Genomic DNA, 24873 nt, shown 5'->3' with positions numbered 1-24873 from the left:
CCAAAAGATGTGCTAATTCATGAGTTTAATAGTCGACAAGTTTAACCGAAAAGTAGAATACTTACGTTTATCGGTCACTGACCGTTGTGATTTTCGCTGTGTATATTGCATGAGTGAAGATCCCAGCTTTTTACCAAAAGAACAGGTATTAAGCCTTGAAGAACTGGCATGGATTGCACAAGCTTTTACCGAATTAGGTGTAAAGAAAATTCGCTTAACTGGCGGTGAGCCTTTAGTTAGAACCGACTGTGACAAATTAATTGAGTTACTCGGTCAACTACCGGGCTTAGATGACTTGTCGATGACCACTAATGGTTCGCGCTTAAGTAAGCTTGCTCAGCCAATGCATGATGCAGGCCTTAAGCGCCTAAACATCAGTTTAGATACCTTAAACCCTGATCTCTTTACCGAAATGACTCGCAATGGCAAAGTCGAACGAGTGATTGCGGGAATTGATGCAGCAAAAGCCGCAGGCTTTAAACACATCAAAATCAATGCGGTGATTTTACGTGGCAAAAACGATCACGAAGTGATTGATTTAATCAATTTTTGCCGTGACCGTGAGTTAGATATTGCTTTCATTGAAGAAATGCCATTAGGTGTAATGGATGAGCGCAAACGTAGTCGTCACTGCTCAAGTGAAGAAGTGAGAGGACTAATTGAAGAAGCTTATCCATTAATTCCATCAAGTAAGCGTACTGGCGGGCCTGCTCGCTATTACAAAATGGCCGACAGCAATATTCATATCGGTTTCATTTCACCTCACAGTAATAATTTCTGCCACGAATGTAATCGTGTTCGCGTGACGGTAGAAGGTCGTTTATTGTTGTGTTTAGGCAATGAGAACTCAGTGGACTTGAAGTCAATCGTTCGTGAATTCCCTGGGGATATCGGCAAACTCAAAGAGGCCATATTAGAAGGAATTCAACACAAGCCAAAAGAACATTACTTTGGCACCGATGATGACGTGCAAATCTTACGTTTTATGAATTCAACAGGCGGCTAGTGAACATCAACTTCAGTTAACGAAAGGTGATGCTAAATAATGCATCACCTTTTTTTTTAGATGACTCAGTCAACGCCATTTTCAACTAACGATAACTATTCACTTTTTGCTCACCAGTATTTTGCTATACACTTAGGGACACTATCGGACTCACAAGCAGTAATGCATTAGTTTATGGCTTTATCTCGAAAAAAATGGAACAACATTCTCATCATTGCCTGTGTCTTTATGGTTGCAGTGTTAACCTTTATCGACTCCAAAACCAATAAAATGCCAGATGATGCTCATGCATTATTTGATGAAAGCAACCAGTTAACCCAATTGCAATTTAATGGTATATGGCTTAATAAGTCAGCCTCTCAATGGCGTTGTGACGATAGCGTACTCAATTGCCAACCCCTTGCTACTGCTTGGTCAAAACTAATGGTTTCAGCGGTTCAAATGCCTGCGAATGAGATCCAATTGCTTACCGCCTCCGTAACATTGACCATTGCCATAAATCATCAACAACAAGCGCAACATTGGCAGTACTATCCTGCTGAAGGGCTTTTACAATCGGCATCAAGCAATTGGTATCAAATACCACCAAGCTTACGCAATGAGTTAGCACCGATTATCTCAACCCAATAATTATCATCATCTAGTGAGTAACGATAAAGACCAAGTAAACGCCACCAGCGTCAAACTTAGCTAATAGACAATAAAATGGATTCATATGCCTGAATTACCAGAAGTAGAAGTCACTAAGCAAGGTGTATCACCGCATCTTGTTGATCAAACCGTACGCGATTTAGTCATTAGAAACGCCTCTTTGCGTTGGCCTGTACCTGATATTTGTAAAAACATTATAGGGCAAACCATTAAGCAGGTTCGCCGCCGAGCCAAATACTTATTAATCGACACCGATGCGGGGATTACCATTGTCCACCTTGGTATGTCTGGCAGCTTACGCATCCTGCCAGCGAATACCCCCGTCGAGAAACATGATCATATCGACCTCGTATTAGAAAATGGCCGAGTTCTGAGATACAACGACCCTCGACGATTTGGGGCTTGGCTTTGGTATGAACTGCCAGAAGATGGACACCCGCTACTGTCAAAATTGGGGCCAGAGCCTCTTAGTGACGGCTTTAACCCACAACAGTTACAACAGGCATTAACCAATAAAAAGAAAGCCATCAAACTGTGTTTAATGGACAACCACATCGTGGTGGGCGTAGGAAACATTTACGCTAACGAAGCACTTTTTGCCGCCGGAATTCACCCGCAAGCAGCGGCTGGCAACATTGATATAGACAGACTGACAATATTGGTCTCTGAAGTAAAACAAATCCTTGCCCAAGCAATTAAACAAGGCGGCACAACACTTAAAGACTTCACCAACGCAGACGGTAAACCAGGCTATTTTGCGCAAAAGCTCCATGTTTATGGCCGCGGCGGTGAAACTTGCACCGCATGTGGTAACTTACTCAGTGAAATAAAGCTGGGTCAGCGAACTACGGTTTTTTGTGGTGTGTGCCAAAGCCATTAAGCTCACTAGACTTTAGCCTGTGGAATTTTTTCAGAAAGTAATTTAATGGAATAACGCTAATAAAAAGCCTCAAACAATGTTGAGGCTTTTTTAGCAAATCATCTTAGAACTTGTACTCGTAGCGCGTAAATAAAGTACCGTCGGTTTCAGAGTCTTCCACTTCAAATTCAGATTGTGACACGGTTCCGCCAAAGGTCATCATACCGCTCATCAGTGGCATTCTGTAAGACAGCTCTAACATCAACAAATCTTCTTTAGGCGGCTGCGGCGCCCAGCCATGGCTTGGACTTTCTCCATCTTTATTTAACTGTGCATACCTAAATATTGAGGTAAATGCATGGCTGTTTTTAAATTGCCCTACTAACCCTAAAGCATATACCTGCGCATCGCTGTCGTAAGTGCTGCCAAAGGCTCGGCCATGATAACGTGAGCCACTTTTATAGGTACTATGCTCATAAAAACAATTAAACTTGGTCGAGTCTTCACCACAATAAACCATGGTGTCTGTGTACTCAAAAAACAATTTGTACTGTTGAGAGTCGAAACTAAAGCGGGTATCTACGCCGTACATTTTTCCACAATCGACAATTTCCCATGGGTCGCCTTTAGAGTCTTCACAGGTACGCTCTAAAAAGATCCCCACAGGGACATCCCAGAAGGTTTCTGAATAGCGTACATCGAAGCCTGCCATTTGGTTGCCATAGTTGGAACAGTCACCATCTTCAAAGCCGCGACAATCACGCAGCCCTGTAATGGACTTCCATGCACTATCTAAATCACACTCCTGACCTTCACCGCAAAATTGTGTGGTCCAAGATAGGCCAATTTCAAGCTGTCTTAACGGTTTAATAGAAGCTCGTAAGTTCCATAACAACGCATGAGGAGCATACCTTTCTTCTTCCATCATGCTGATGCCACCAGTTAGTGTCCAAGTGCCTAACCATGATAACCAAGGTGTCTCAAAAGCTTCTGCATTGTTACGAGAGACCATTAACGAAGGCATTGGACGGGCATTATTTGATTTATGTAAACCAGAATCAAACCCCGGCCCCCACCATTGCTCTATGGTGCCTGCCGTAACAATCCAGTTGCCTAACACCACAGCCATATATGAATCATCTAATCGAAATGTCTTATCATCTTGTGGGTCGTAATTTGCTGACGCTGTAACCTTATAAGCGAATCGCTCGCCAAGATATTCATGGGAAGCGGTGAGTTCACCTTTTTCACGATAATCTGAGCCAAAATGCTGAAAGCGAGCTTCATCAGTCGCTGCCGTTGCGGCAATTGTCGTATTACCTCTATTTTCAATTGCATTTTGGTAGTAAAAGTTAACCCTCGCAAAAGCATCAACTAGCGCCGGAGACATAATTGATGGCTCAGCTTTTCTCAAATCATTACCGATACCTGACCACATGAGCGGAAAAGTATTAATGGGTACGGTAATCACTCCTGCATCGGCAAGCGCTTGAATGTCGGCACGAAGATAAATATCAGAAGTGTCGACCCATGGGGCAGCCACAACAGAAGCACTTAAACAACACCCAGCCAGGCTCAGTGTGGTGAGATGTTTTCTAATGGATCGTTTTGATAACGTACACTTTTGAGATAACGACTGAGATAGTTTCATGCTGTGCTTAATAGGTAATTAAAAAGATTAACGTATTTGAAAAGTCCATTTCACGTTACGTTGCTAAGACTTAGTCGAGGCAATTTTATCCAACAAGGAAATCGCCACATCTTGGTGCACAAATTGACTCACATCGCCGCCGTGTAAAGCAACCTCTTTAACTAAAGTTGAAGAGATAAAAGAGTTTTCTTCGGCAGGTGTTAAAAACACACTTTCTAAATCAGGGCTTAATCGACGATTCATGTTGGCCAATTGAAATTCATATTCAAAGTCCGACACTGCTCTTAAACCACGCACAAGTACACTGGCTTGTTGTTCTTTAGCAAAATCAACCAACAATCCAGTAAAGCCGACAACTTCTACGTTGTCTAAATGTGCCGTCACAAGGTTCACTTGCTCCACTCTTTCTTCAAGCGTGAACATAGGCTTTTTGGACGGATTTGAGGCAATACCAATGATAACGTGTCGGAAAAGTCTCGCAGCACGTTCTATCAGATCAGCATGGCCATTGGTAACAGGATCAAACGTTCCTGGATATATTGCACGTCTATGCATGTAAGTATTCGCTATATCAGTGAATTCAGTCCGTTGAAGAGTATATCATTCAGAACTAAACAAGGTTCATTATCGGTCAACTAGGCCGCCAAATAATACTACAAGGCCGACAATGACAGCAAAATTAATATCGATAAAATGCCTCGATAACGTAAATCAAATACTTTCAGTGCATGGTTATCATAAAAAATAACAGGTAAAATCAGCATTAATCCTATTTCGACCTGTATAGCTATTCAATTGAACTTACTCCCCTTTAAAGTTTTACTGGTTTTCGGCACCCGCCCAGAAGCAATTAAAATGAGCCCACTGGCAAAACTACTTGCTCAGCACCCTAGTTTAGAGGTGCGAGTTTGCGTTACAGGTCAACACCGAGAAATGCTAGACCAAGTATTAGGCTTATTTAATATTACCCCTGATTACGACCTGAACTTGATGAAGTCGCAACAATCTCTTGAATGGTTAACTTCCGCCATTATTGAGGGAACAAGTCATGTTATTAACGACTTTCAACCTCAACTGGTGTTAGTTCATGGAGATACGACTACTTCATTTGCGGCTGCACTTGCCGCCTTCTATAAAAAAGTCGATGTGGGTCATGTTGAAGCAGGCCTCAGAACCGGCGATTTGCAATCACCTTGGCCAGAAGAGGCCAATAGAAAACTGACAGCCACACTCGCTAAACACCATTTCGCGCCCACTCAAACGGCTGCAAATAACTTACTCGCTGAGGGGCATCAACCTGATAATGTCCATATCACAGGCAATACCGTGATTGATGCGTTACTGCAAACAGTTGCTTCAAATCATGAAAATGGATTTCAGCCAACGGCATTAACTGAGCTACTTAACAGCGTAAGCTATCAAAAAGTGATACTGGTTACAGGCCACAGACGGGAAAATTTTGGCACAGGTTTTGAGAACATTTGTTTGGCATTACAAAAGATAGCCACTACATATCCTAATGTCGCTATCATCTATCCAGTACATTTAAATCCACAGGTGCAAGCCCCTGTGAATCAATACCTTGGTAATATTGATAACGTTCATCTCATTGCGCCACAAGATTACCCTTCTTTTGTTTATCTCATGGATCGTGCAGATATTATTTTAACCGACTCTGGAGGCGTCCAAGAGGAAGCGCCAGCACTTCACAAACCCGTATTAGTGCTTAGAGATAAAACCGAACGTATTGAGGCGCTTGAAGCCGGAACAGTCAACCTTGTAGGAACCGATACTGATCGTATCGTTAACGCTGTCACGACCTTACTTGAGCAACAAGAACAGAATACAAAACCTAGTAACCCCTATGGCGACGGACAAGCCTGTCAACGAATTCAAACGCAAATATTGCGCCATTACCAACTCATTTAATGCAGGCTAGTCCATGAAAAATATTTTTATCATCTATCGCTCAATGTTTACCCCACAAGGTGAGGTACACACCATTGGCGGAATTGAAAACTATATTATGAGCCTCATTGAGACATTTAAGACTCAGCAATGGCGAACTCAAATTGTTCAACCAGCTAAAACGTCTTTTTGTCTTGAAAGAGAAGACGTGATTATCAATGGAGTCACAACAGGCATATATCGGGGAAATAGTAAAAAGTTTGCGTTAGCACAATGGGTTAAACAACATGCCAAAGAAGGCGATGTGGTTATCTTCGCCACTGATTCTTATGCAGTCAAAATACCTGGACTCGCCACAGTCGGTATTCAACATGGAGTGTCATGGGACAAGCCCCAAACTAACTCGTCATTTTTAGGGCAGTTTGTGTCTTCGCTGTTGAATCATTATAAGTATCTAAAATTTGCTAGAAAAAGCGATACACTCATTTGCGTCGATCATAACTTTGTAAACTGGTATCGCACTTGGTGCAGCCCCCAAGCCCAACAAATCAAAGTCATCTATAATTTTTATCAACAACGATTATCCACAGACCAGTTGCTACAGAAATGGGCTCAATCGCCGCAACCTCTCAAACTCATCATCGCAAGACGGTTCGTTGACTACCGAGGTATTGCGATAATTGCGCCAGTAATTGAAAAACTGTTAAATCAATTTGAACACCTCGAGGTCACATTCGCTGGAGAGGGGCCACTTCAGCCTTTACTCGAAAAAGCCTTTGCAAAACATCCTCGAGTTACAATCACTCAGTATCAAGCCCAAGAAAGTTTTCACATCCACCAGCAACATCATATAGCGGTTATTCCAACCTTAGGTTCAGAAGGCACATCATTGTCCATGATTGAAGCTATGGCAGCGGGCTGTTTGGTAATAAGCAGCAATGTAGGAGGCCTTTCAAACTTAATTATCGACGGCTATAACGGCCATTTGGTTATGCCTAATGCTAATGAGTTTGAACGGGTTATTTACCGAGCAATTAATGATATAAACCAAACTCAACAGCTGGCAATCAATGGATATGAGTCAATTAAACACGTCTGCTCGCAAGCGCAATGGTCTCGGGCTTGGGTTGATGTCATAAAAAGCTTACCTTCTAAAGCTTGTCATTAAATCTTGTTTATCGACTAAAAATCACAGCCACAAGAATCAAAAAAAGCGACAATATTGCTATTGTCGCTTTTAAAGTAAAAACATTAATATTTAACGCTTTAACTGATTAATATCAGGTAACTTATTTCTATTTATCCGCACGTTAGCTTCAAAACACACCTTTTGCCAAATACGTCTCACAGGATGTTTTTTAGCATTATTTCTATTTTCTAAAGTGCAGATTTCACTTTCAAAATCAGCCTCTAATACCGGAAAGGGTTTAACGACATAGCAAGCTAATGATTTTTCATACCAATACTGTATATCGATATCAATTGGCCTCGTAATCGGAGTAGCGCTAGCTAATAACTTTTGGGCCCCTGATATCGATACAAATTGCCCGCGAGTGGAAGACGGTAACTTTAAACAGGTCGACAATGAAAATAGCTCTGTTAACTCAATACTATCAATGACTTTTTTCTGCTTTCGACCATGACATAACTTAATATAATCCCATGAAGAAGGTAATTGGCTAATGCTCTGTATCAGTGAGAGTAACTCAGGGTTAAGCACTGAGTCATCCTCTAGAATAAGCGCAAAATCTAATCCTTGCGAAACCATCATGTTCCAGCAGTTTATATGGCTCAGATAACAGCCAATTTCACCCACGTTAAGCACTTTATCGTACTTTGCAAGATTCGCTTTTTCATTGAAGACAGCGTGGATTTCAGCATCATCTAGGTCTTTGCCATATACAGCCGGTACTCTTTCATAGTCTATATTGAGTAGTTCTAGCTGTTGACGCATAAAAGCCATTCTTTCGGTGCTTTTATCAAGATTTATTACAAACACTTTAAACTGCATAATGTCTCTTCTACCATCCTTGGGCTTATCTATATAATATTCTACACAGTCAAAAAGCGACTCATTGATGGCTCTTCATTTTGTCTGTAATACTCTACTTTGGCGTGATATTTAATTTTTGCTTTAACACGGTTGAACTAACATTCGGCGTGTAATCAAAATAAACCATTTCACACGTAACTGGTGGATATTTTCCTTTCCAATCTGAACCAACTGATATTGCATCGATATTATATTGATCAACGACTGCCTGCTTATTCTTATCAACCTGAGGGATCACTTCATCAACGTAGCGGTTGGCTTCCAGAATCGAAATCCGTTCTTCAAATGGAATAATCGGAGGGCGACCTTTGGAATTAATTATCACCTCATCGGTAGACACTCCCACGATAAGATAATCGCACAGCTCTTTGGTTTTCTTTAGAATATTCAAATGACCTTGATGAAAAATATCGAAACACCCAGATGTATACATTCGTCGATATTTCTTCGTTGTCTCTTTTGACTCAAGAGAAATGAAGTCACTTTTGAGGGTTTTTAATAACTCTTGCTGATAAATATCATCAAGTTGCAATTCATTGGCAAGACTCGGCTGGTTCGGCCATTGTTTATCAGTAAACACTTTGTCGCAGAATTCAACAGGTGACTCATAACGCGGTATCACATGAAAATGTACGTCAGGGTCGACCATCATCAGCATCAAATAGTTAATTTTTGTATAATCAAAACGCTTTTTTAGCACTCTTTCGATATCAGAGATGATTAGTGACTGTTCGTCAGCAGCTTCTTTTGAAATCGAAGAATATTGATGCACACTCTCTTTACATATCAACACCATTGAACCTAATGTTGGTTGTTCAGGTCTGAGTAATAAATCCCAGTGCTGATAAGATTTAATAAGACTTTCAGGGTAGGCAAATTTTTTAAGCGTTACTTGAGGCATGAATTCAGTACACAGTAGAATTGTGGGAAACATTTTAGTTCAATATTGTAAAGCCGTCTACGAGTTAGTCTGTTTGAAAGTACCAATGTAACAAATCGGTAGTTGGAATTTGATTGCTTAAGATTAACTAACATATAATTAAACACTGTAAACATCTTTGAAGCATAATTAATAGGAATATCATGCTAATTTTTTTCGATACTCTCAATGTGTATTATCTTCCCCAGTACGTTCCTATTATTCAAGAATTAAAAAAACAAGGTCATTCTGTTAAACTCGTTTGTTATCATGAGCGCAATGAGAAGGATGTCGTTCAGCAAATTTTTAATAAATTAGATTTAGCGTGCCTTTGGGTTAATGATGATAGTGAAGCAGAAACACTCTACCTCGCTCAAAAACCTGACTGGATTTTCTTCGGTAATAAATGTACTTATCTCGACAGTATCCATCAGTACTCAAAAACGGCTCAACTTGGCCACGGTATAGGACCTAAACCTTCTTATTACCATAAATCTATCACTCCGATGACAGTAAGATTTATTGAAGGGTCGTTGCGATTAGCCAAAATCAAAGAATTTTACCCTGACGATAACTTTGTTCAGGTCGGGTTTTCAAAATTAGACCCAATCATTAATCATCAAGAGCCTGGGTTAGATTTAGACAAAATAGGTCTAGATAGTAATAAGAAAACGATTCTGTACGCTCCGACATTTAATCCGAGCTCCTTAGAATGTTTTCCTGATAATTGGCCGAAAGATTTTGCAGATTACAATATTCTTATTAAACCTCATTCGTTAACCCAGATGAGAGATAAATTCAAAAATCAACAGCTAAAATTAAAGAAATGGTCAGCATTTAGTAATGTATATGTTGCTTCTGCTGAAGATATTTCACTGCTCCCTTTTATGCAGAATGCAGATATTTTACTCAGTGAAGCATCCAGTACTTTATTCGAGTTTTCCGCATTGGCAAAACCGGTTATCGTATGCAATTTTTTTAAACTCAAATGGTCATATCGCGGCATTTTTCACTTTCGTTTTGTAAAGCGCTTCGGTAAAGATAATGTGCTTTATAGCGATATAGGGTTACATGTAAACAAATATTCTGAGTTGATTTCTGCTGTTCCACAACAATTAGCCCACCCAGAACAATACGAAGCCAATAGGCAAATATATACGGATGAACATGTTGGCCCCACAGATGGAAAAGCATCAAAGCGGATCGTTGAATACCTTGAGAATTATCCATCAGTGTAAAGAATTACCACAATTGATAAATTCGTTAACTGGTTTACTTACATAGGAATTATTGAACGGTTGATTCAATGATAAATGAATAAAAATATGGCTATAATCTCTGCATCACAATTACAATCTTGTCAGCGAATGTTATTCATGTCGCCACTAGCATTAGGTGACTTTCTATATCTAAAAACATTTTTAATTGCTCTTAAAGCTCAAAACCCGCATATCACATTGGATATTTGGCTAGACGATAACCGTTGTACAGACACAAGTTGGCGGTTATCTAGAAGCGCAATTTTGCAACAATGGATAGCTTCAGACTCCTCGTTTAATATCAGCTACGGTTGTACTAAATCGGCTTCAGATCATCAAGCACAGATCCAACAAGCTAAAGCTAATGACTACGACATTATTATCTGTCATTCTGCAAGTAAAAGTGCTCGTTATTCACAAATAGCAAGAGAAATAGCGCCAAAAGCATTCATTGCTTCAAGTATCACTAAGCAACCTTACAATGGATTGTTTAATCGCTTGATTTTTAGGCATAGTGATCACGTTATTGCGCTAGATACTAGTGAACTAGATAAAAATCATCATATTACTGATAGGTTTTATGCCGTTTTCAATAAAATATGTAACGTTACACTCGATAAATCACAATTTATGCCAACACTAGACATACCAAATCAAATGGATAGTGTAAGTAAAAAATGGTTATTAAATAAATTTAATAACCAGGATAGACAAGGAAAATTATATTTCCTCAATCATTTATCGACAAATACCAAAAAAGATTGGCACTTATCACAACTCTTTGAATTAATAACTTTACTTGCCAAAGTGTCAACCGACGGGCGCTTCATTATTAATGTTACTAAAGAGAATTTTGATGAAACGGTGCAAAAAGTAAATGAATTTACATCCCAGACTTCTTTTCAAGTCGTCGTATTCACAGTAGAAGATCACTTCTTTGAATTACCATCACTGATCTCTCATTCGGACTTTGTCATCACCGTCGATACAGCTATTTTGCATTTTGCATTTGCAGCTAAACGCCCTTTAATTTCTATGATGCGATCTAAAAAGCCCTATTGGGCTCCGCCAGCAAGTAAACAGTCTCACGTATTATATGCAACTGAAGGTAAGGGCCATGTGTCAGATATCAGTGTTGAAACCGTTTACCAGCAATATCTAACAATGGTTCACTAAATATTAAGGGTTAAAAACAAATCAAGATGAAAATAGCAATATTTACTCTCGCCATAGGCGATAACCCAATGTATCGCGCCGCCATCGATAGTTTCAGTTCCTACGCTGACAAAGTAGGTGCTGATTTGATTGTTTCAAACGAGCTACATTATCAGCTTAACGTTAAAAATAAATACTACGATGCAAGTCCAGCTTGGTCTGAAAAGTTATATATAGCCGAGTTATTAAAAGAATACGATAGAGTGCTATATATCGACGCCGATATGATTATTACACCTTGGGCGGAAAATATATTTGAACAATACAATTCTTTAGAGACTGTATATATGTTCAATGAAGGGGCTTATAAAGATCGCTCTGAACATGCCAACAAAATCAGTAGTATTTTAGGTGAAGTAGACTGGCCTACTCTTGATGATGCAATGGTGTACTTTAACTCTGGTATGATTTTAGTTTCTAAACAATCAAACTTATTTATCAATGCAAGTGCAGAAGAGATGCAAAAGGTGTGTAACGAGGTAAAATTTTACGACCAAACTTACATAAACTATCTTATTTTTCGAGAGAAAATTAAGTACCACTGTATCGATAAATCATTTAATAGAATGCCTCTACTTGGCTTAGAAGGCTATAAAGAAGCGAGCTTCATTCATTATGCAGGCAGGGGGTATCGCGAAAAAATACCTATGCGTGAACTAAAATATATTATTGATTATTGTGACTTTTTTTCAAACGAATTATCTGAACAAGACAAGCTTGAGTTTAAGCAGCAGTCATGGCACTGGTACATGCTTAAACAACACAGAAAATCTAAACTTCCAATTCCTTTTTTAAGCGCGGTTTTTGGGCTTTTTCACCCTCAACACAAATATTGATGTCCTTGCCTCTGTCACATTAACAACACACAACATTTATTGCTGTGCCGTGTGATAGAGACTTATAAGTGACATAACTCTTAAACAAAGGTTATCAAAAGCCAGCTTTATTCTTTACTCTGGCAAAGGTATCGTATTAAGTGCCCACGTTGTGAAGTTCGTTATGTGGATAATTACTGCCAATTATATTCAGATAATGTCTCTCCAGAAGAGAAGCGTCAATAAAATTGAATGCATGGAATTTATTTACTAAACTTCTCGCAAAAAAGCGATGCACCTCAAAACATTTTAAACTCAATTGGTAAGCCTACAATTGGTAGAAAGTGGCTATAAATTTAATTTAAAGTAGATACTTAGCAATCATTAGATTGCTAAGTCATACTATCAAACTGCTGAATCACTTTCTCAACGCTTATCAAGCTCATCAAGTCATCCCCTTTGGCCCGTTTTCCCCAAGGGATCGTCATGTTAGGGAATTGCTGACGAATCACTTCATCATACACACTCACCACTTGCATTAAGGACATATATGGCCCAGTTCGCCCAGGGTTAGAGTGTGCGTATAACCCTATCACTGGGGTGCCTTGAGTAACGGCCATATGAGCAGGGCCGGTATCAGGAGCAATCACTATAGAGGCCCTATTTAACACGGCTAATAATTGAGTCAGTGTAGTTTGCCCCACCTTGTTTTCTATCGATTGCGAGGCAAAATGGTTAATTGATGCCGCTAAATCAACTTCGAGCTGACTAGGGCCGCCACACAATATGACCCGATAGCCTTTTGATACGGCATGATCAGCCACTGCAGCATAACGCTCTGGTAACCAATTACGTTCTGCTTTACTTGCTGCTGGGCAAATAACTAACACTTTTTCAGTTTCAGCAATCAGCTCATTTGCAAACTCGCTATCTGACTCTAATACTGGAATATTCCACTTCGGCGATAAGTCTTTCACACCAATGATTTTAGCAAACCCCATAAAGCCTTCTAACACATGAGGGGTTGCCAAGGGTTCGACGGCATGATTGGTCACCAACCACTGTCCTTCTTTAGCGCGTGCTTTATCAAAGCCCACTCTCACTTTCGCCGAAATAATCAACGAAGCGATGGTTGCTCTTAGCGCCACCTGCATGTGCAACAAAACATCAAACCTCTGCCCCGCTAAGTCTTGACGTAACTTCCCATAACTTCGCCAACCTTGAGATTTATCAAAAATAACAAAGCGGATGCCAGGCAAATGCTTGAGCAACTGATATTCAACCTTGCCTATCACCCAAGTCACGGCTAAATCAGGATACTGACGTTGAATCGCTTGCACCATTGCCACAGCATGACATACATCACCAATAGCGGATAAACGGAGTAAACATAATGATTTCATTGACGAAAAGTCTGCTTTCATGGATTACCACTATCAATGCAAAGGGAATATAAGTACAAGCATTCGATCTTAATGTAGAATATCTTTTTTAGCCACAGACAAATCAACGCATTATTAATTGACCTATGCAAATTGAATCAACAGGTAATGGGGTTATCGCATGGTGCGAACCTCTTGCACAACACCTTACTCCAGCTCAGTTTCAAGCCGATTATTGGCAACAGCGCAATGCTGTCATCGGTCAATCAAAAGGGCGTTATACCACTTGGTTTGTTGAGTACAATCAACAACAATGGGTGCTTCGTCATTATTGGCGAGGTGGGTTAATAGAAAAGCTAAGCCGAGATGCTTACATTTATACGGGCATGCAACGCACTCGAGCTATTGCAGAACTTGCCTTATTAGAAAAGCTACATGCAGAAGGTTTGCCTGTTCCTCGCCCAATTGCAGCCAATGTTGAACGATTCGGTATTTGGTACCGCGCTGATTTACTTATCGAACTCATTGATGGAGCCAAAGATTTAGTCGCTTATTTATCCACTCAAACGATGACAAATGAGCAATGGCAACAATTAGGTCAATTAATCGCGACCTTTCATAATCGCGGGGTTTATCACGCCGATCTGAATGCTAAAAATATTCTGTTTGCTAAAGGCGAATTTTACCTCATCGACTTTGATCGGGGTGAAATAAAAACACCCGCAAGTGCATGGCAACAAGCAAACTTAGCGCGTTTATTACGTTCATTTAATAAAGAAAAAACCAAACTCGCTTCGCTTAACTTTTGTTCTGAACATTGGCAAGCATTATTAAAAGGTTATCAGGCTAACATTAATAATTGATACGATATCTATATCATCTGCGCCTGTTTTAATTGCTCCTCGATAACATCAAGCTGCTTTTGTAGGGCTCCGCGGTTTTGGCTTACCACGCCTAAGCCGGCATTAGCTGCATTTTGATGTTGATGTTGATGTTGATCATCAAAGTAAGCTAATAGCTGCAATGCGAGCTGCTCAGCATCTGATACCACAGTTAATCCACCTGCTTTTTGTAGTAACTCAGTAATCTCTGCAAAATCCCAATGGTGCGGTCCTACACTGACAGGTAACCCCATTGCTGCAGGTTCAAGCGGGTTGTGACCGCCATTTTCTATCAGTGTCCCGCCAACAAAAGCAGCATCAGCTGTGCCATATAACATTAGCAATTCACCCATGGTGTCACCTAATAACACTTGCGTATTTTCGCTCACTGGTTCATTCATACTGCGTCTTGCTAATGATAAACCAAACTGCGTCGTTGTTACCGCTGCCACATTAAATTGCTCTGGATGACGTGGAGCCATAATCATAAGTGCATTCGGGTATTGGGATAATATTTGTTGATGAGCAGCAAGCATTATTTCAAACTCACCAGGGTGAACGCTACCAGCGACCCATATTGGCGTTTGTACTCGCCCCCACTGCTGGCGTAACGCTTTGGCTTGTTGATGTTTACCCTCATCAATCTGTAAATCAAATTTTAAGCTACCGCAAATATGTAACTGTTCAGCATGCACACCTAAAGACGCAAATCGCTCCGCCTCTGTGCTTGTTTGCACAGCTATCGCATCTAAACTGGTTAGCATAGGCTGACTTAACGCAGGTTTCTTTTGATATTTAGCCGCTGATTTTGCAGATAACCTTGCATTAGCTAACACCACTTTAACCCCGCGCTTTCGGGCAAAATGAACTAAGTTCGGCCATAACTCAGTTTCCATAATTACCATTAGTTTCGGGTTAATTTGACCTAAAAAACGCTGCACACTGAGACTAAAATCTAATGGCAAATAACAATGCTGCACCCGGTTACCTAAATGCTGCGCAAACGCTTTACGCACTTCATCTGAACCGGTTGGACTGGTCGTGGTAATCGTAAAAGATAGATTGGGATATTGATCCATTAGATGGTTAATCAGTGGAATCGCCGCCAGCGTTTCACCCATTGAAACACTATGAATATGCACATCCGTTTCATTAAGGCGCGCAATACCAAAACGCTCAGCCCAACGTAAACGATACGCAGGACTTTTGAGGCCACGAAAAGCAAAATATAACACCACTAAAGGTGATAATAGGTATAAGAGGATAGAATATAGGCCACGAGTCATGAAAAGAGTCTTAATCAATTTTGCTTGTCAGATAAACACAATGTTAACATAAACCAAAACCACATAAATAAGTGTTACAGCAACATATTCTTCGTATAGTGAGCTATGTTGTATAACCTAAATGCTGTTGTTTATGTCGCCTTCAAAACTGCCATTGGGCATCAAGACCTAGTTCTCAATGTGATTAAGGCTGAACTGACCAGATGTAAGTGTGTTTTAATATAAGATTCATAAGGATATGCATTAAGCGTCTTATTGGGTCACCAAGACTCCTATAGTTAGCAATTGATAATTGGAACCGATATGAAAACCCGCGATAAAATTGTTTTTGCCAGTCTTGAACTCTTTAATGAACACGGTGAACGTAATATTACCACCAACCATATTGCTGCTCATCTCGGAATAAGCCCTGGAAATCTTTATTATCACTTCCGCAATAAAGAGGACATCATCAACTCTATTTTTGCTCTGTACGAAAGTCACTTAGAGTCTGGCTTTAAGCCATATGAAGACACGACAGTCGATATTGAGCTATTGATGGGCTATTTTGATGCCATGTTTTATACCTTATGGCAGTTCCGTTTCATGTACGCCAATCTTGCAGACATATTAAGCCGTGATGAAGCACTTAAAACACGATATTTAACTGCGCAAGAACAGGTATTACGTCGTTCAAGCGATGTATTACGTAAGTTAATTAGTGATGGTTTTCTTGAGATAGAAGACGCCAAGGTTACTGCTTTAGCCGATACGATAAAGATGATGGTCAGTTTTTGGATTAGTTATCAACTTACACAATCAAGTACATCTACTATCACTAAAGCCACGCTATATGAGGGCTTGTTACGAGTGCTGATGATCTTCAAAGCCTATTCAACCCAAAGTTCAGAGCCAACATTCACCCGCCTTGAACAACATTATCTTGATATAGCGTCTCAAGAACGTGACGCAGCAGCATAAAACCCAGCAAACATACGCATACAAACCGCCTTTTTACGACTAAAATATAGCTGTAAATTGGCGGTTCACTGACTTTTAACATGATAAACCCTTCATTATTCAGCACTTAACAAAACGGTGTTAATGATTAGTATATCTAATGTGAAAACAGCCCTAGCCCTAATCATTTTTATATCGCTACGCAGGTTAAAAAAAACACTGTAGAGCCAGTAAAATTAAGGTTAGAATGCCGCCAAAGATTTCCATATTAAAACTATATTTAGGAGAAATCAGGTGGCCTCTACCTCATTTTACGACCGCATAAATCAACAACTTGTCGACGTTAAAGCTGAAGGCTTATACAAAAGTGAACGTGTTATCACTTCAGCCCAGCAAACGGCGATTAATGTAAATAGTGAAGAAGTCATTAACTTCTGTGCCAACAACTATTTAGGCCTAGCAAATCACCCTGAATTAATTAATGCTGCTCAAAACGGGTTAAATACTCATGGTTTTGGTATGGCATCTGTTCGTTTTATTTGTGGAACACAAAATATCCATAAACAACTAGAAAATAGCCTCAGTGAATTTTTAGGCATGGAAGATACTATTTTGTATTCTTCTTGTTTCGATGCCAACGCAGGTCTATTTGAAACCTTACTAGGCCCTGAAGATGCTATCGTGTCTGATGCATTAAACCACGCATCAATTATTGATGGTGTCCGTTTATGTAAAGCCAAGCGTTTCCGTTATGCCAACAACGACATGACTGATTTAGAAACACAATTAAAAGCAGCGAAAGAAGCGGGGGCTCGCGATATTCTTATTGCGACAGACGGTGTGTTTTCAATGGATGGTGTTATTGCCAACCTTCAAGGTGTTTGCGATTTAGCTGATAAATACGGCGCACTGGTTATGGTTGATGACTCTCATGCAGTTGGATTTGTCGGTGAGAACGGTCGTGGAACTCACGAGTTTTGCCAAGTGATGGATCGTGTAGACATTATCACAGGCACACTAGGTAAAGCGTTAGGCGGTGCATCTGGTGGATTCACTTCGGGCAAAAAAGAAGTCATTGATTGGTTGCGTCAACGCTCACGTCCTTACTTATTTTCTAACTCTTTAGCACCTTCAATTGTCAGCGCATCAATTCATGTGCTTGAAATGCTGAAGTCTGGTCATGCTCTTCGTGAAGCAGTATGGGAAAACAGCCGTTATTTCCGTGAAGAAATGACCAAAGCAGGCTTTACCTTAGCAGGTGCAGATCATGCCATTATTCCAGTCATGATTGGTGATGCAAAACTAGCAGGTGACTTTTCAAATCGCTTATTAGCTGAAAACATCTATGTTGTAGGCTTCTCTTTCCCAGTTGTGCCAAAAGGCCAAGCGCGTATTCGTACCCAAATGTCAGCTGCACATACTCGCCCACAAATCGATAAAGCCATTGAAGCCTTTACCCGTATTGGTAAAGAAATGGGCATAATTTAAGGTCCTAACAATGAAAGCATTAAGTAAGTTAAAGCCTGAAGAAGGCATCTGGATGGTTGATGCACCCAAGCCAGAAATGGGTCACAACGATCTACTGATTAAAATTCGCAAAACCGCTATTTGTGGCACTGATGTTCATATTTACAACTGGGACGAATGGTCACAAAACACCATTCCTGTGCCTATGGTTGTAGGCCACGAGTATGTCGGTGAAGTCGTTGATATGGGCCAAGAGGTTCGTGGCTTTACTGTCGGAGACAGAGTTTCAGGCGAAGGCCACATTACCTGTGGTCACTGCCGAAACTGTCGTGGCGGCCGCACTCACTTATGCCGTAATACCTCAGGTGTTGGTGTTAACCGTGATGGCGCATTCGCAGAATACCTAGTTATTCCTGCTTTCAACGCCTTTAAAATCCCGGATGATATCTCAGATGAATTAGCGTCTGTATTTGATCCATTCGGTAATGCCGTTCATACCGCATTGTCATTTGATGTGGTTGGTGAAGATGTACTGATTACTGGTGCTGGCCCTATTGGTATTATGGCTGCAGCCGTATGTAAGCACGTTGGCGCTCGTCATGTGGTCATTACAGACGTCAATGAGTATCGTCTCGATTTAGCACGAAAAATGGGCGCAACACGCGCGGTTAATGTGGCTAAAGAAGACTTAAAAGATGTCATGAATGACTTAGGCATGACCGAAGGATTTGATGTCGGGTTAGAAATGTCAGGCGTTCCTTCTGCGTTCCATTCTATGCTCGATACCATGAACCACGGTGGCAAAATTGCCATGTTAGGTATTCCTGGTGGCGACATGGCCATTGATTGGAGTAAAGTGATCTTTAAAGGGCTTATCCTTAAAGGTATTTACGGTCGTGAGATGTTTGAGACATGGTACAAAATGGCAAGTCTAATCCAGTCTGGTTTAGATTTATCACCTATCATTACTCATCACTTCTCAATTGATGATTTCCAACAAGGCTTCGATGCTATGCGTTCAGGTCAATCAGGTAAGGTCATTTTAAACTGGGATTAATTCCCATCGTAAATTACCGCAATAATAAAGGGGTTGTATCAAGACAGCCCCTTATTAGATACTTCAGTTATTACTTTTATCTCATTTCACATAGCAGCGGTATAGCATGAGCACATTTAAGCACCTTTCAATCAATGAATTAATCCATATGACAGCAGACTCAAGTGATGTCCAAATCGTCGATATCCGTGATGCTGCGAGTTATGCAGCAGGTCATATTGAAGGTTCAATTCATCTCACTAATGAAAACATTGCTCATGTAATAGCAGAAGCGGACATGGATATGCCATTAGTCGTTGTCTGTTATCACGGCATTAGTAGTCAAGGTGCAGCAGGTTACTTAATTGAACAAGGATTTGATGACGTATATAGCTTAGACGGTGGCTTTACAGCTTGGAGCGCAGCGCACGCATGATTGAGATCGGCCAGTTACCCCACGCACGCGCAGCTCAAGCTTTTATCGACTACTTGAAAGGGTTAGATATTGAGTGTGTACCCGTTGTGACTGCAAACGGGGTATCTCTGGTCGTATATGATGAAACAAAAGCTGAACAAGCCAAGCATGAATTCGAGCTTTTTAGACAAAACCCATATCAAAAAAAATATTTAGAAGCCTCTTGGGATAATGGTTCAACCCAAACTAAGCTCGATTATGGCTCGTCCTCTTTAGGCTTGGTGCAACAATTTATTACCGGAGCAGGCCCTTTAACCCTAATCACTTTTTTTATCTGCATGGTTGTCTTTGCAGCGATGAACCTCGGCTTTGCTAATCACGTTTTTAGCGCTTTGTCCTTCTTTGGGGCAGTTCCAGGTAGCGACTTTAGCCAAGTTTGGCGTGTCTTTACCCCTAGCTTAATGCACTTTTCAGCCATGCATCTTATCTTCAATTTACTTTGGTGGTGGTATTTAGGCGGTAAAATAGAAACAAAACTTGGCACACGACCACTGTTGATATTACTGGTCGTTGCCGGCACCTTGCCAAGCCTAGTGCAATATATGATGACAGGCCCTAACTTTGGTGGTTTATCTGGCGTCGTTTACGCCGTTGTTGGATATACTTGGATTATGGGTCAACGAAAACCAGATGCAGGTATTGGCTTACCCAATAGTTATATGACTTTTATGCTGATTTGGTTAGTTTTAGGCTTTACCGATCTACTGGGAATGCCAATAGCCAACGGCGCACATATCGGAGGCTTGTTAGTCGGATTAGCACAAGGCTTTTTTGATAGCCAAAGGCAAAGCAATACTCGGGTCGATCAGTAACTCCTGTCTCGATAACTTCACAGGTTACGCTATCGAGAATCGAATATGTCCCTTCATTCCAGTTCAGCGTTAAGAGTAATGTATGACAAGTACATTTTTTAATCACGTCATTTCAAGTACTTTAGCCACTAGCTTTTCAATACCTACATTTGCCTCTGCAATGCTATTCGCAAGCATGTAAGCAGGTGTGGATACGATGTTATTGTGTGTATCAACGATAATATCTTCAACGGTAGCATCACGGTGCTCGCCCCCCATTTCCGTGAAGGCCTGGGCGGTTCCACTATCATTACCGATCGTGCCAATAGGGTTGGTTTTAAAAATGCTAGGGATCATAACCGGCGCAATACACATAAACCCGATAGGTTTCTTCACTAAAGCAAATTCTTGAATAAACGCTTCGACACTAGGCTCAACTGTACTGCCACTTCCTGCGACGGCGAAATCGCATAAGTTTTTTGCCGCACCAAAACCGCCAGGCACAATCAAACCATCATATTCAGTGATATCTAATGACTGAACGTTTAGCACTTCACCGCGACAAATTCTGGCAGACTCTTGCAAAACGTTACGAGTTTCTGCACCATTTATTTCGCCATTAAGATGATTCACCACATGCATTTGTTCAACATCAGGTGCAAAGCATTGATAATTAGTCCCTGCTTTTGATAACGCCAGCAAGGTTAACACTGACTCGTGTATTTCTGCGCCATCATAAACACCACAACCGCTCAGTAACACAGCAATATTTTTCATTTTAGATCCCTATAAAGTGGCTTAATTTAACTTTTTTTAAACAAATCTATTGATCTGATTAAAAAACATGCTAACTTAGTTTCTCGAAATTATTTCATGGTTTAAAAACTGTACCAAATAATTGACTAAATCAAGAAAGATATTAAAAAAGTCCACAAATTAGGAATATTTTTAAAAACTACAATTGAACTCACAAAAATATTAAAAAACATTTATTTTCAATAGTTTAAACGTTTTATTCCCAGTCGTAATTAAAACACCTTTATAAGATAAATTAATTCACTCACAGAGTTATCCACAGCCTGAGAGTTAATTTTCCGTGGCCGAAAATCCTTGTATGTGGCATTCTAAGGCCATCTCAGAATACTGAAAATGAAAACAGACTATGCCAACAATCCCCAATAACCCACTCGTCCTTGTGGATGGATCTTCTTATCTTTATCGTGCGTTTTATGCACCACCACATTTGACTAATTCAAAAGGCGAAGCAACAGGTGCTGTGTATGGTGTAGTCAATATGCTTCGCAGCTTAATGAGTCGCTATAACCCTAGCCATATTGCAGTGGTTTTCGACGCTAAAGGAAAAACATTCCGTAATGATATGTATAGTGAGTACAAAGCACAGCGTCCTCCTATGCCGGATGATTTACGCTCACAAATCGCCCCACTTCACGCCATTATTCATGCGCTGGGATTACCCCTAATTTGTATTCCAGGTGTCGAAGCTGATGATGTCATCGGTACTATTGCACTAAAAGCCAGCAAAGAAGGCCGCGCCACCCTTATCAGCACGGGTGATAAAGATATGGCGCAATTAGTTGATGACAATGTCACACTCATTAATACCATGACAGATACCATTATGGGCCCAGCTGAAGTAACCGAAAAATTTGGCGTTGGACCCGAGCTCATTATCGACTTATTGGCCATGATGGGTGATAAAGCCGATAACATACCTGGCTTACCAGGTGTCGGAGAAAAAACCGCATTGGCAATGCTGACAGGTGTAGGAGGTGTCGATAAGCTAATCGCAAATCCACAAAGTGTTTTAGATGTAACATTCCGTGGCTCTAAAACCATGCCTAAAAAGATTGAAGACAACAAAGAAATGCTTCAATTATCTTACGATCTTGCGACCATCAAAACCGATGTTGAATGGGATGATGATTGGGCGCCTCTCGAAATTCAACCACAAAACCGTGACGAGTTAATTAAACTGTTCGGGGAAATGGAGTTTAAACGCTGGTTAGCTGAGGTGTTAGAAAACAAATCAGCCTTTTCTACAGCAACAGCCACCACGACTAACGAAGTCCAAGAAGCCACTCCTGCCATTGATGTTGAATATGAGACAATATTAACCGAAACTGATTTAGCTAATTGGATTAGTAAACTGTCTAAAGCTGAACTCATTGCAGTTGATACCGAAACCACCAGCTTAAATTATATGGAAGCTAAGCTAGTTGGCATTTCGTTTGCCATTGAAGCGGGCAAAGCCGCTTACCTTCCACTAGCACACGATTATTTAGATGCACCTGAGCAACTTCCTATGGAATATGCTTTAGAGCAACTAAGGCCAATTCTTGAAAGTGATAGCATCAAAAAAGTCGGCCAAAACCTTAAGTACGACATCAGTATTTTTGCCAATGCTGGGATCACCCTAAAAGGGGTCCAATTTGATACTATGCTTGAGTCTTACGTATTTAACTCTGTCGCTTCACGCCATGATATGGATGGATTAGCGCTTAAATACTTAGGCCATAAAAATATTAGCTTTGAAGAAATTGCCGGTAAAGGTGCAAAGCAGCTGACTTTTAACCAAATCGAATTAGATGTAGCCAGCCCTTATGCAGCAGAAGATGCTGATATTACCTTACGTTTGCACCAACATTTATGGCCAAGAGTAGAAAAAGAAGCCAAGCTAACTTCGGTATTTAACGATCTAGAGCTGCCGCTTATTCAAGTGTTATCAGACATTGAGCGCCAAGGTGTATTGATTGATAGCATGCTGCTGAGCCAGCAAAGTGATGAGTTAGCCCAGAAAATTGATGAGCTTGAAACCAAGGCCTATGACATTGCTGGCGAGAAGTTTAATTTAAGCTCTCCAAAGCAACTACAAGCGTTATTTTTTGAGAAGCTCGGATACCCGATCATCAAAAAAACACCAAAAGGCGCACCATCTACAGCTGAAGATGTATTGATTGAATTAGCATTAGACTACCCGTTACCTAAGTTAATTTTACAACACCGCAGTTTATCCAAACTGAAAAGCACATATACCGATAAGCTTCCTTTAATGGTCAATGCTGAAACGGGCCGAGTACATACTAGTTACCACCAAGCTAATGCCGCTACAGGTCGCTTATCATCAAGCGAGCCCAACCTACAGAATATCCCTATCCGAACAGAGGAAGGTCGTCGGATTAGGCAAGCGTTTATCGCACCAGAAGGTCGTAAAGTTCTGGCTGCTGATTACTCTCAAATTGAACTGCGTATTATGGCTCACTTATCTCAGGATAAAGGTTTATTGACCGCATTCGCTGAGAATAAAGATATTCACAAAGCTACCGCAGCTGAAGTCTTTGGCGTTCACTTTGAAGAAGTCACCACTGAGCAGCGCCGCCGTGCTAAAGCGGTTAATTTCGGACTAATCTACGGTATGTCAGCCTTTGGACTGGCTAAACAATTGGATATTCCACGTAAAGAAGCTCAAACCTATATCGATACCTACTTTGCTCGATATCCTGGGGTGCTTAAATACATGGAAGACACGCGCGCGCTTGCTGCCGAAGTCGGCTATGTTGAAACCCTATATGGAAGAAGATTGTATCTGCCAGATATTAAAGACCGTAATGCTATGCGACGCCAAGCCGCTGAGCGGGCAGCAATTAACGCCCCAATGCAAGGTACAGCAGCTGACATCATTAAAAAGGCGATGATTACCATCGACCAATGGATTAAGTCAGAGACAAACGGCGAAATAACCATGATCATGCAAGTACACGATGAGTTGGTATTCGAAATTGATGAATCAAAAGCTGATGCACTACAGGCAAAAGTATGTGAATTGATGGCTCAAGCAGCAAGCCTTGATGTGACCTTATTAGCTGAAGCTGGTATCGGTGACAACTGGGATGAAGCGCATTAGCCATATCGAATATGTTATTTAGGTTTATATAAGTTGTCCTAACATATAAAAATCACAACAGCTTCAATACAAAACCCGACAATCCCGTAGTTTTATCACTGCGGGATTGTTTTTTTTGAAGCTAATTTCATCGACAAGGCGATTTTTTCAACGACATTTGTGTCAAACTTCACATTATTGTTCATTTTTATAAAAAACAGTTTTTCATTTTAAGACTAATGACGTATTATCATTTGCGTAGGGTACAGAGGTTAAGATGTTCCATCTTTCAGACCTTTTTTATTCGCTAGAAATAGTGACAAGCCGAATTATGGCGCTCCAGCATTTTTGTGCTGGAGCTTTTTTTTTGCCAAAAATT

Annotated in this window: 22 protein-coding genes; 15 read left to right on the top strand and 7 right to left on the bottom strand. The window is 40.6% G+C overall.

The features are described from left to right. The first annotated feature begins 19 nt into the window (after nucleotides 1-19). From moaA to mutM, 3 genes are all read left to right on the top strand, one after another. Nucleotides 20-1006, top strand: coding sequence for a GTP 3',8-cyclase MoaA (moaA, locus tag AN944_RS17000; RefSeq protein WP_055025838.1), 987 nt, complete (start codon nucleotides 20-22; stop codon nucleotides 1004-1006). A gap of 174 nt (nucleotides 1007-1180) precedes the next feature. Then, a complete protein-coding gene (locus tag AN944_RS16995) occupies nucleotides 1181-1636 on the top strand; it encodes a hypothetical protein (protein WP_055025837.1) in 456 nt (151 codons plus the stop codon). An 85-nt stretch (nucleotides 1637-1721) separates the two neighbouring features. Beyond that, the gene (gene mutM, locus AN944_RS16990; protein ID WP_055025836.1) at nucleotides 1722-2537 is read left to right on the top strand and encodes a bifunctional DNA-formamidopyrimidine glycosylase/DNA-(apurinic or apyrimidinic site) lyase; all 816 of its coding nucleotides are present in this window, start codon (nucleotides 1722-1724) and stop codon (nucleotides 2535-2537) included. A 103-nt stretch (nucleotides 2538-2640) separates the two neighbouring features. On the opposite strand, the gene AN944_RS16985 is transcribed toward mutM, so the two are convergent. Both AN944_RS16985 and coaD read right to left on the bottom strand, forming a co-directional pair. Then, complete coding sequence (locus AN944_RS16985) at nucleotides 2641-4167, bottom strand: capsule assembly Wzi family protein (RefSeq protein ID WP_082420045.1); 1527 nt, start codon at nucleotides 4165-4167, stop codon at nucleotides 2641-2643. A 63-nt stretch (nucleotides 4168-4230) separates the two neighbouring features. Then, nucleotides 4231-4722, bottom strand: a complete 492-nt coding sequence (gene coaD / locus AN944_RS16980) for a pantetheine-phosphate adenylyltransferase (RefSeq protein WP_055025835.1) — start codon at nucleotides 4720-4722, stop codon at nucleotides 4231-4233. Between the two features lie 240 nt (nucleotides 4723-4962). Between coaD and wecB the strand changes: the two genes are divergently transcribed. Next, nucleotides 4963-6096: a non-hydrolyzing UDP-N-acetylglucosamine 2-epimerase gene (gene wecB / locus AN944_RS16975; RefSeq protein ID WP_268788288.1), complete on the top strand. Its 1134-nt coding sequence runs from the start codon at nucleotides 4963-4965 to the stop codon at nucleotides 6094-6096. A gap of 13 nt (nucleotides 6097-6109) precedes the next feature. After that, on the top strand, nucleotides 6110-7243 hold the full coding sequence (locus AN944_RS16970) for a glycosyltransferase family 4 protein (RefSeq protein ID WP_055025834.1): 1134 nt from the start codon (nucleotides 6110-6112) through the stop codon (nucleotides 7241-7243). A 90-nt stretch (nucleotides 7244-7333) separates the two neighbouring features. On the opposite strand, the gene AN944_RS16965 is transcribed toward AN944_RS16970, so the two are convergent. Next, the gene (locus tag AN944_RS16965) at nucleotides 7334-8086 is read right to left on the bottom strand and encodes a glycosyltransferase family 25 protein (RefSeq protein WP_055025833.1); all 753 of its coding nucleotides are present in this window, start codon (nucleotides 8084-8086) and stop codon (nucleotides 7334-7336) included. 94 nt (nucleotides 8087-8180) lie between these two features. Then, nucleotides 8181-9062 (bottom strand): adenylyltransferase/cytidyltransferase family protein, encoded by an 882-nt coding sequence (locus AN944_RS21905; protein ID WP_225442137.1) that lies wholly within the window; start codon nucleotides 9060-9062, stop codon nucleotides 8181-8183. Nucleotides 9063-9211: 149 nt separating this feature from the next. On the opposite strand from AN944_RS21905, the gene AN944_RS16955 reads away from it, so the two are divergent. From AN944_RS16955 to AN944_RS16945, 3 genes are all read left to right on the top strand, one after another. After that, nucleotides 9212-10285: a CDP-glycerol glycerophosphotransferase family protein gene (locus AN944_RS16955; RefSeq protein WP_055025832.1), complete on the top strand. Its 1074-nt coding sequence runs from the start codon at nucleotides 9212-9214 to the stop codon at nucleotides 10283-10285. An 87-nt stretch (nucleotides 10286-10372) separates the two neighbouring features. Beyond that, nucleotides 10373-11482 carry a glycosyltransferase family 9 protein gene (locus tag AN944_RS16950; protein WP_055025868.1) on the top strand — a complete coding sequence of 370 codons (1110 nt, stop codon included), beginning with the start codon at nucleotides 10373-10375 and terminating at the stop codon, nucleotides 11480-11482. A 26-nt stretch (nucleotides 11483-11508) separates the two neighbouring features. After that, nucleotides 11509-12357 (top strand): glycosyltransferase, encoded by an 849-nt coding sequence (locus AN944_RS16945; protein WP_055025831.1) that lies wholly within the window; start codon nucleotides 11509-11511, stop codon nucleotides 12355-12357. Between the two features lie 371 nt (nucleotides 12358-12728). Here AN944_RS16945 and AN944_RS16940 read toward each other — a convergent pair whose 3' ends face one another. Next, the gene (locus tag AN944_RS16940; RefSeq protein ID WP_055025830.1) at nucleotides 12729-13760 is read right to left on the bottom strand and encodes a glycosyltransferase family 9 protein; all 1032 of its coding nucleotides are present in this window, start codon (nucleotides 13758-13760) and stop codon (nucleotides 12729-12731) included. 104 nt (nucleotides 13761-13864) lie between these two features. Here AN944_RS16940 and AN944_RS16935 point away from each other — a divergent pair, with 104 nt between their 5' ends. After that, nucleotides 13865-14581: a 3-deoxy-D-manno-octulosonic acid kinase gene (locus AN944_RS16935; protein ID WP_055025829.1), complete on the top strand. Its 717-nt coding sequence runs from the start codon at nucleotides 13865-13867 to the stop codon at nucleotides 14579-14581. 8 nt (nucleotides 14582-14589) lie between these two features. Here AN944_RS16935 and waaA read toward each other — a convergent pair whose 3' ends face one another. Then, nucleotides 14590-15885: a lipid IV(A) 3-deoxy-D-manno-octulosonic acid transferase gene (waaA, locus tag AN944_RS16930; protein ID WP_055025828.1), complete on the bottom strand. Its 1296-nt coding sequence runs from the start codon at nucleotides 15883-15885 to the stop codon at nucleotides 14590-14592. Nucleotides 15886-16188: 303 nt separating this feature from the next. On the opposite strand from waaA, the gene AN944_RS16925 reads away from it, so the two are divergent. From AN944_RS16925 to glpG, 5 genes are all read left to right on the top strand, one after another. Next, nucleotides 16189-16845, top strand: coding sequence for a TetR/AcrR family transcriptional regulator (locus AN944_RS16925; protein WP_055025827.1), 657 nt, complete (start codon nucleotides 16189-16191; stop codon nucleotides 16843-16845). 273 nt (nucleotides 16846-17118) lie between these two features. Continuing rightward, nucleotides 17119-18312 (top strand): glycine C-acetyltransferase, encoded by a 1194-nt coding sequence (locus tag AN944_RS16920; protein WP_055025826.1) that lies wholly within the window; start codon nucleotides 17119-17121, stop codon nucleotides 18310-18312. A gap of 10 nt (nucleotides 18313-18322) precedes the next feature. Further along, nucleotides 18323-19348: an L-threonine 3-dehydrogenase gene (gene tdh / locus AN944_RS16915; RefSeq protein ID WP_055025825.1), complete on the top strand. Its 1026-nt coding sequence runs from the start codon at nucleotides 18323-18325 to the stop codon at nucleotides 19346-19348. 106 nt (nucleotides 19349-19454) lie between these two features. Beyond that, nucleotides 19455-19763: a thiosulfate sulfurtransferase GlpE gene (gene glpE / locus AN944_RS16910; protein WP_055025824.1), complete on the top strand. Its 309-nt coding sequence runs from the start codon at nucleotides 19455-19457 to the stop codon at nucleotides 19761-19763. Further along, nucleotides 19760-20614, top strand: coding sequence for a rhomboid family intramembrane serine protease GlpG (gene glpG / locus AN944_RS16905; protein ID WP_055025823.1), 855 nt, complete (start codon nucleotides 19760-19762; stop codon nucleotides 20612-20614). Before glpE ends, glpG begins: the two co-directional genes overlap by 4 nt. A 102-nt stretch (nucleotides 20615-20716) precedes the next feature. Here the strand turns inward: glpG and elbB are convergent, their stop codons facing one another. Then, nucleotides 20717-21370, bottom strand: coding sequence for an isoprenoid biosynthesis glyoxalase ElbB (elbB, locus tag AN944_RS16900; protein WP_055025822.1), 654 nt, complete (start codon nucleotides 21368-21370; stop codon nucleotides 20717-20719). A gap of 385 nt (nucleotides 21371-21755) precedes the next feature. Between elbB and polA the strand changes: the two genes are divergently transcribed. Next, nucleotides 21756-24515, top strand: coding sequence for a DNA polymerase I (polA, locus tag AN944_RS16895; protein WP_055025821.1), 2760 nt, complete (start codon nucleotides 21756-21758; stop codon nucleotides 24513-24515). The last annotated feature ends 358 nt before the right edge of the window (nucleotides 24516-24873 follow it).

The organism is Shewanella sp. P1-14-1, from assembly GCF_001401775.1.
Classification (GTDB): Bacteria; Pseudomonadota; Gammaproteobacteria; order Enterobacterales; family Shewanellaceae; genus Shewanella; species Shewanella japonica.
This window is presented reverse-complemented; position numbering and strand designations above follow the sequence as displayed.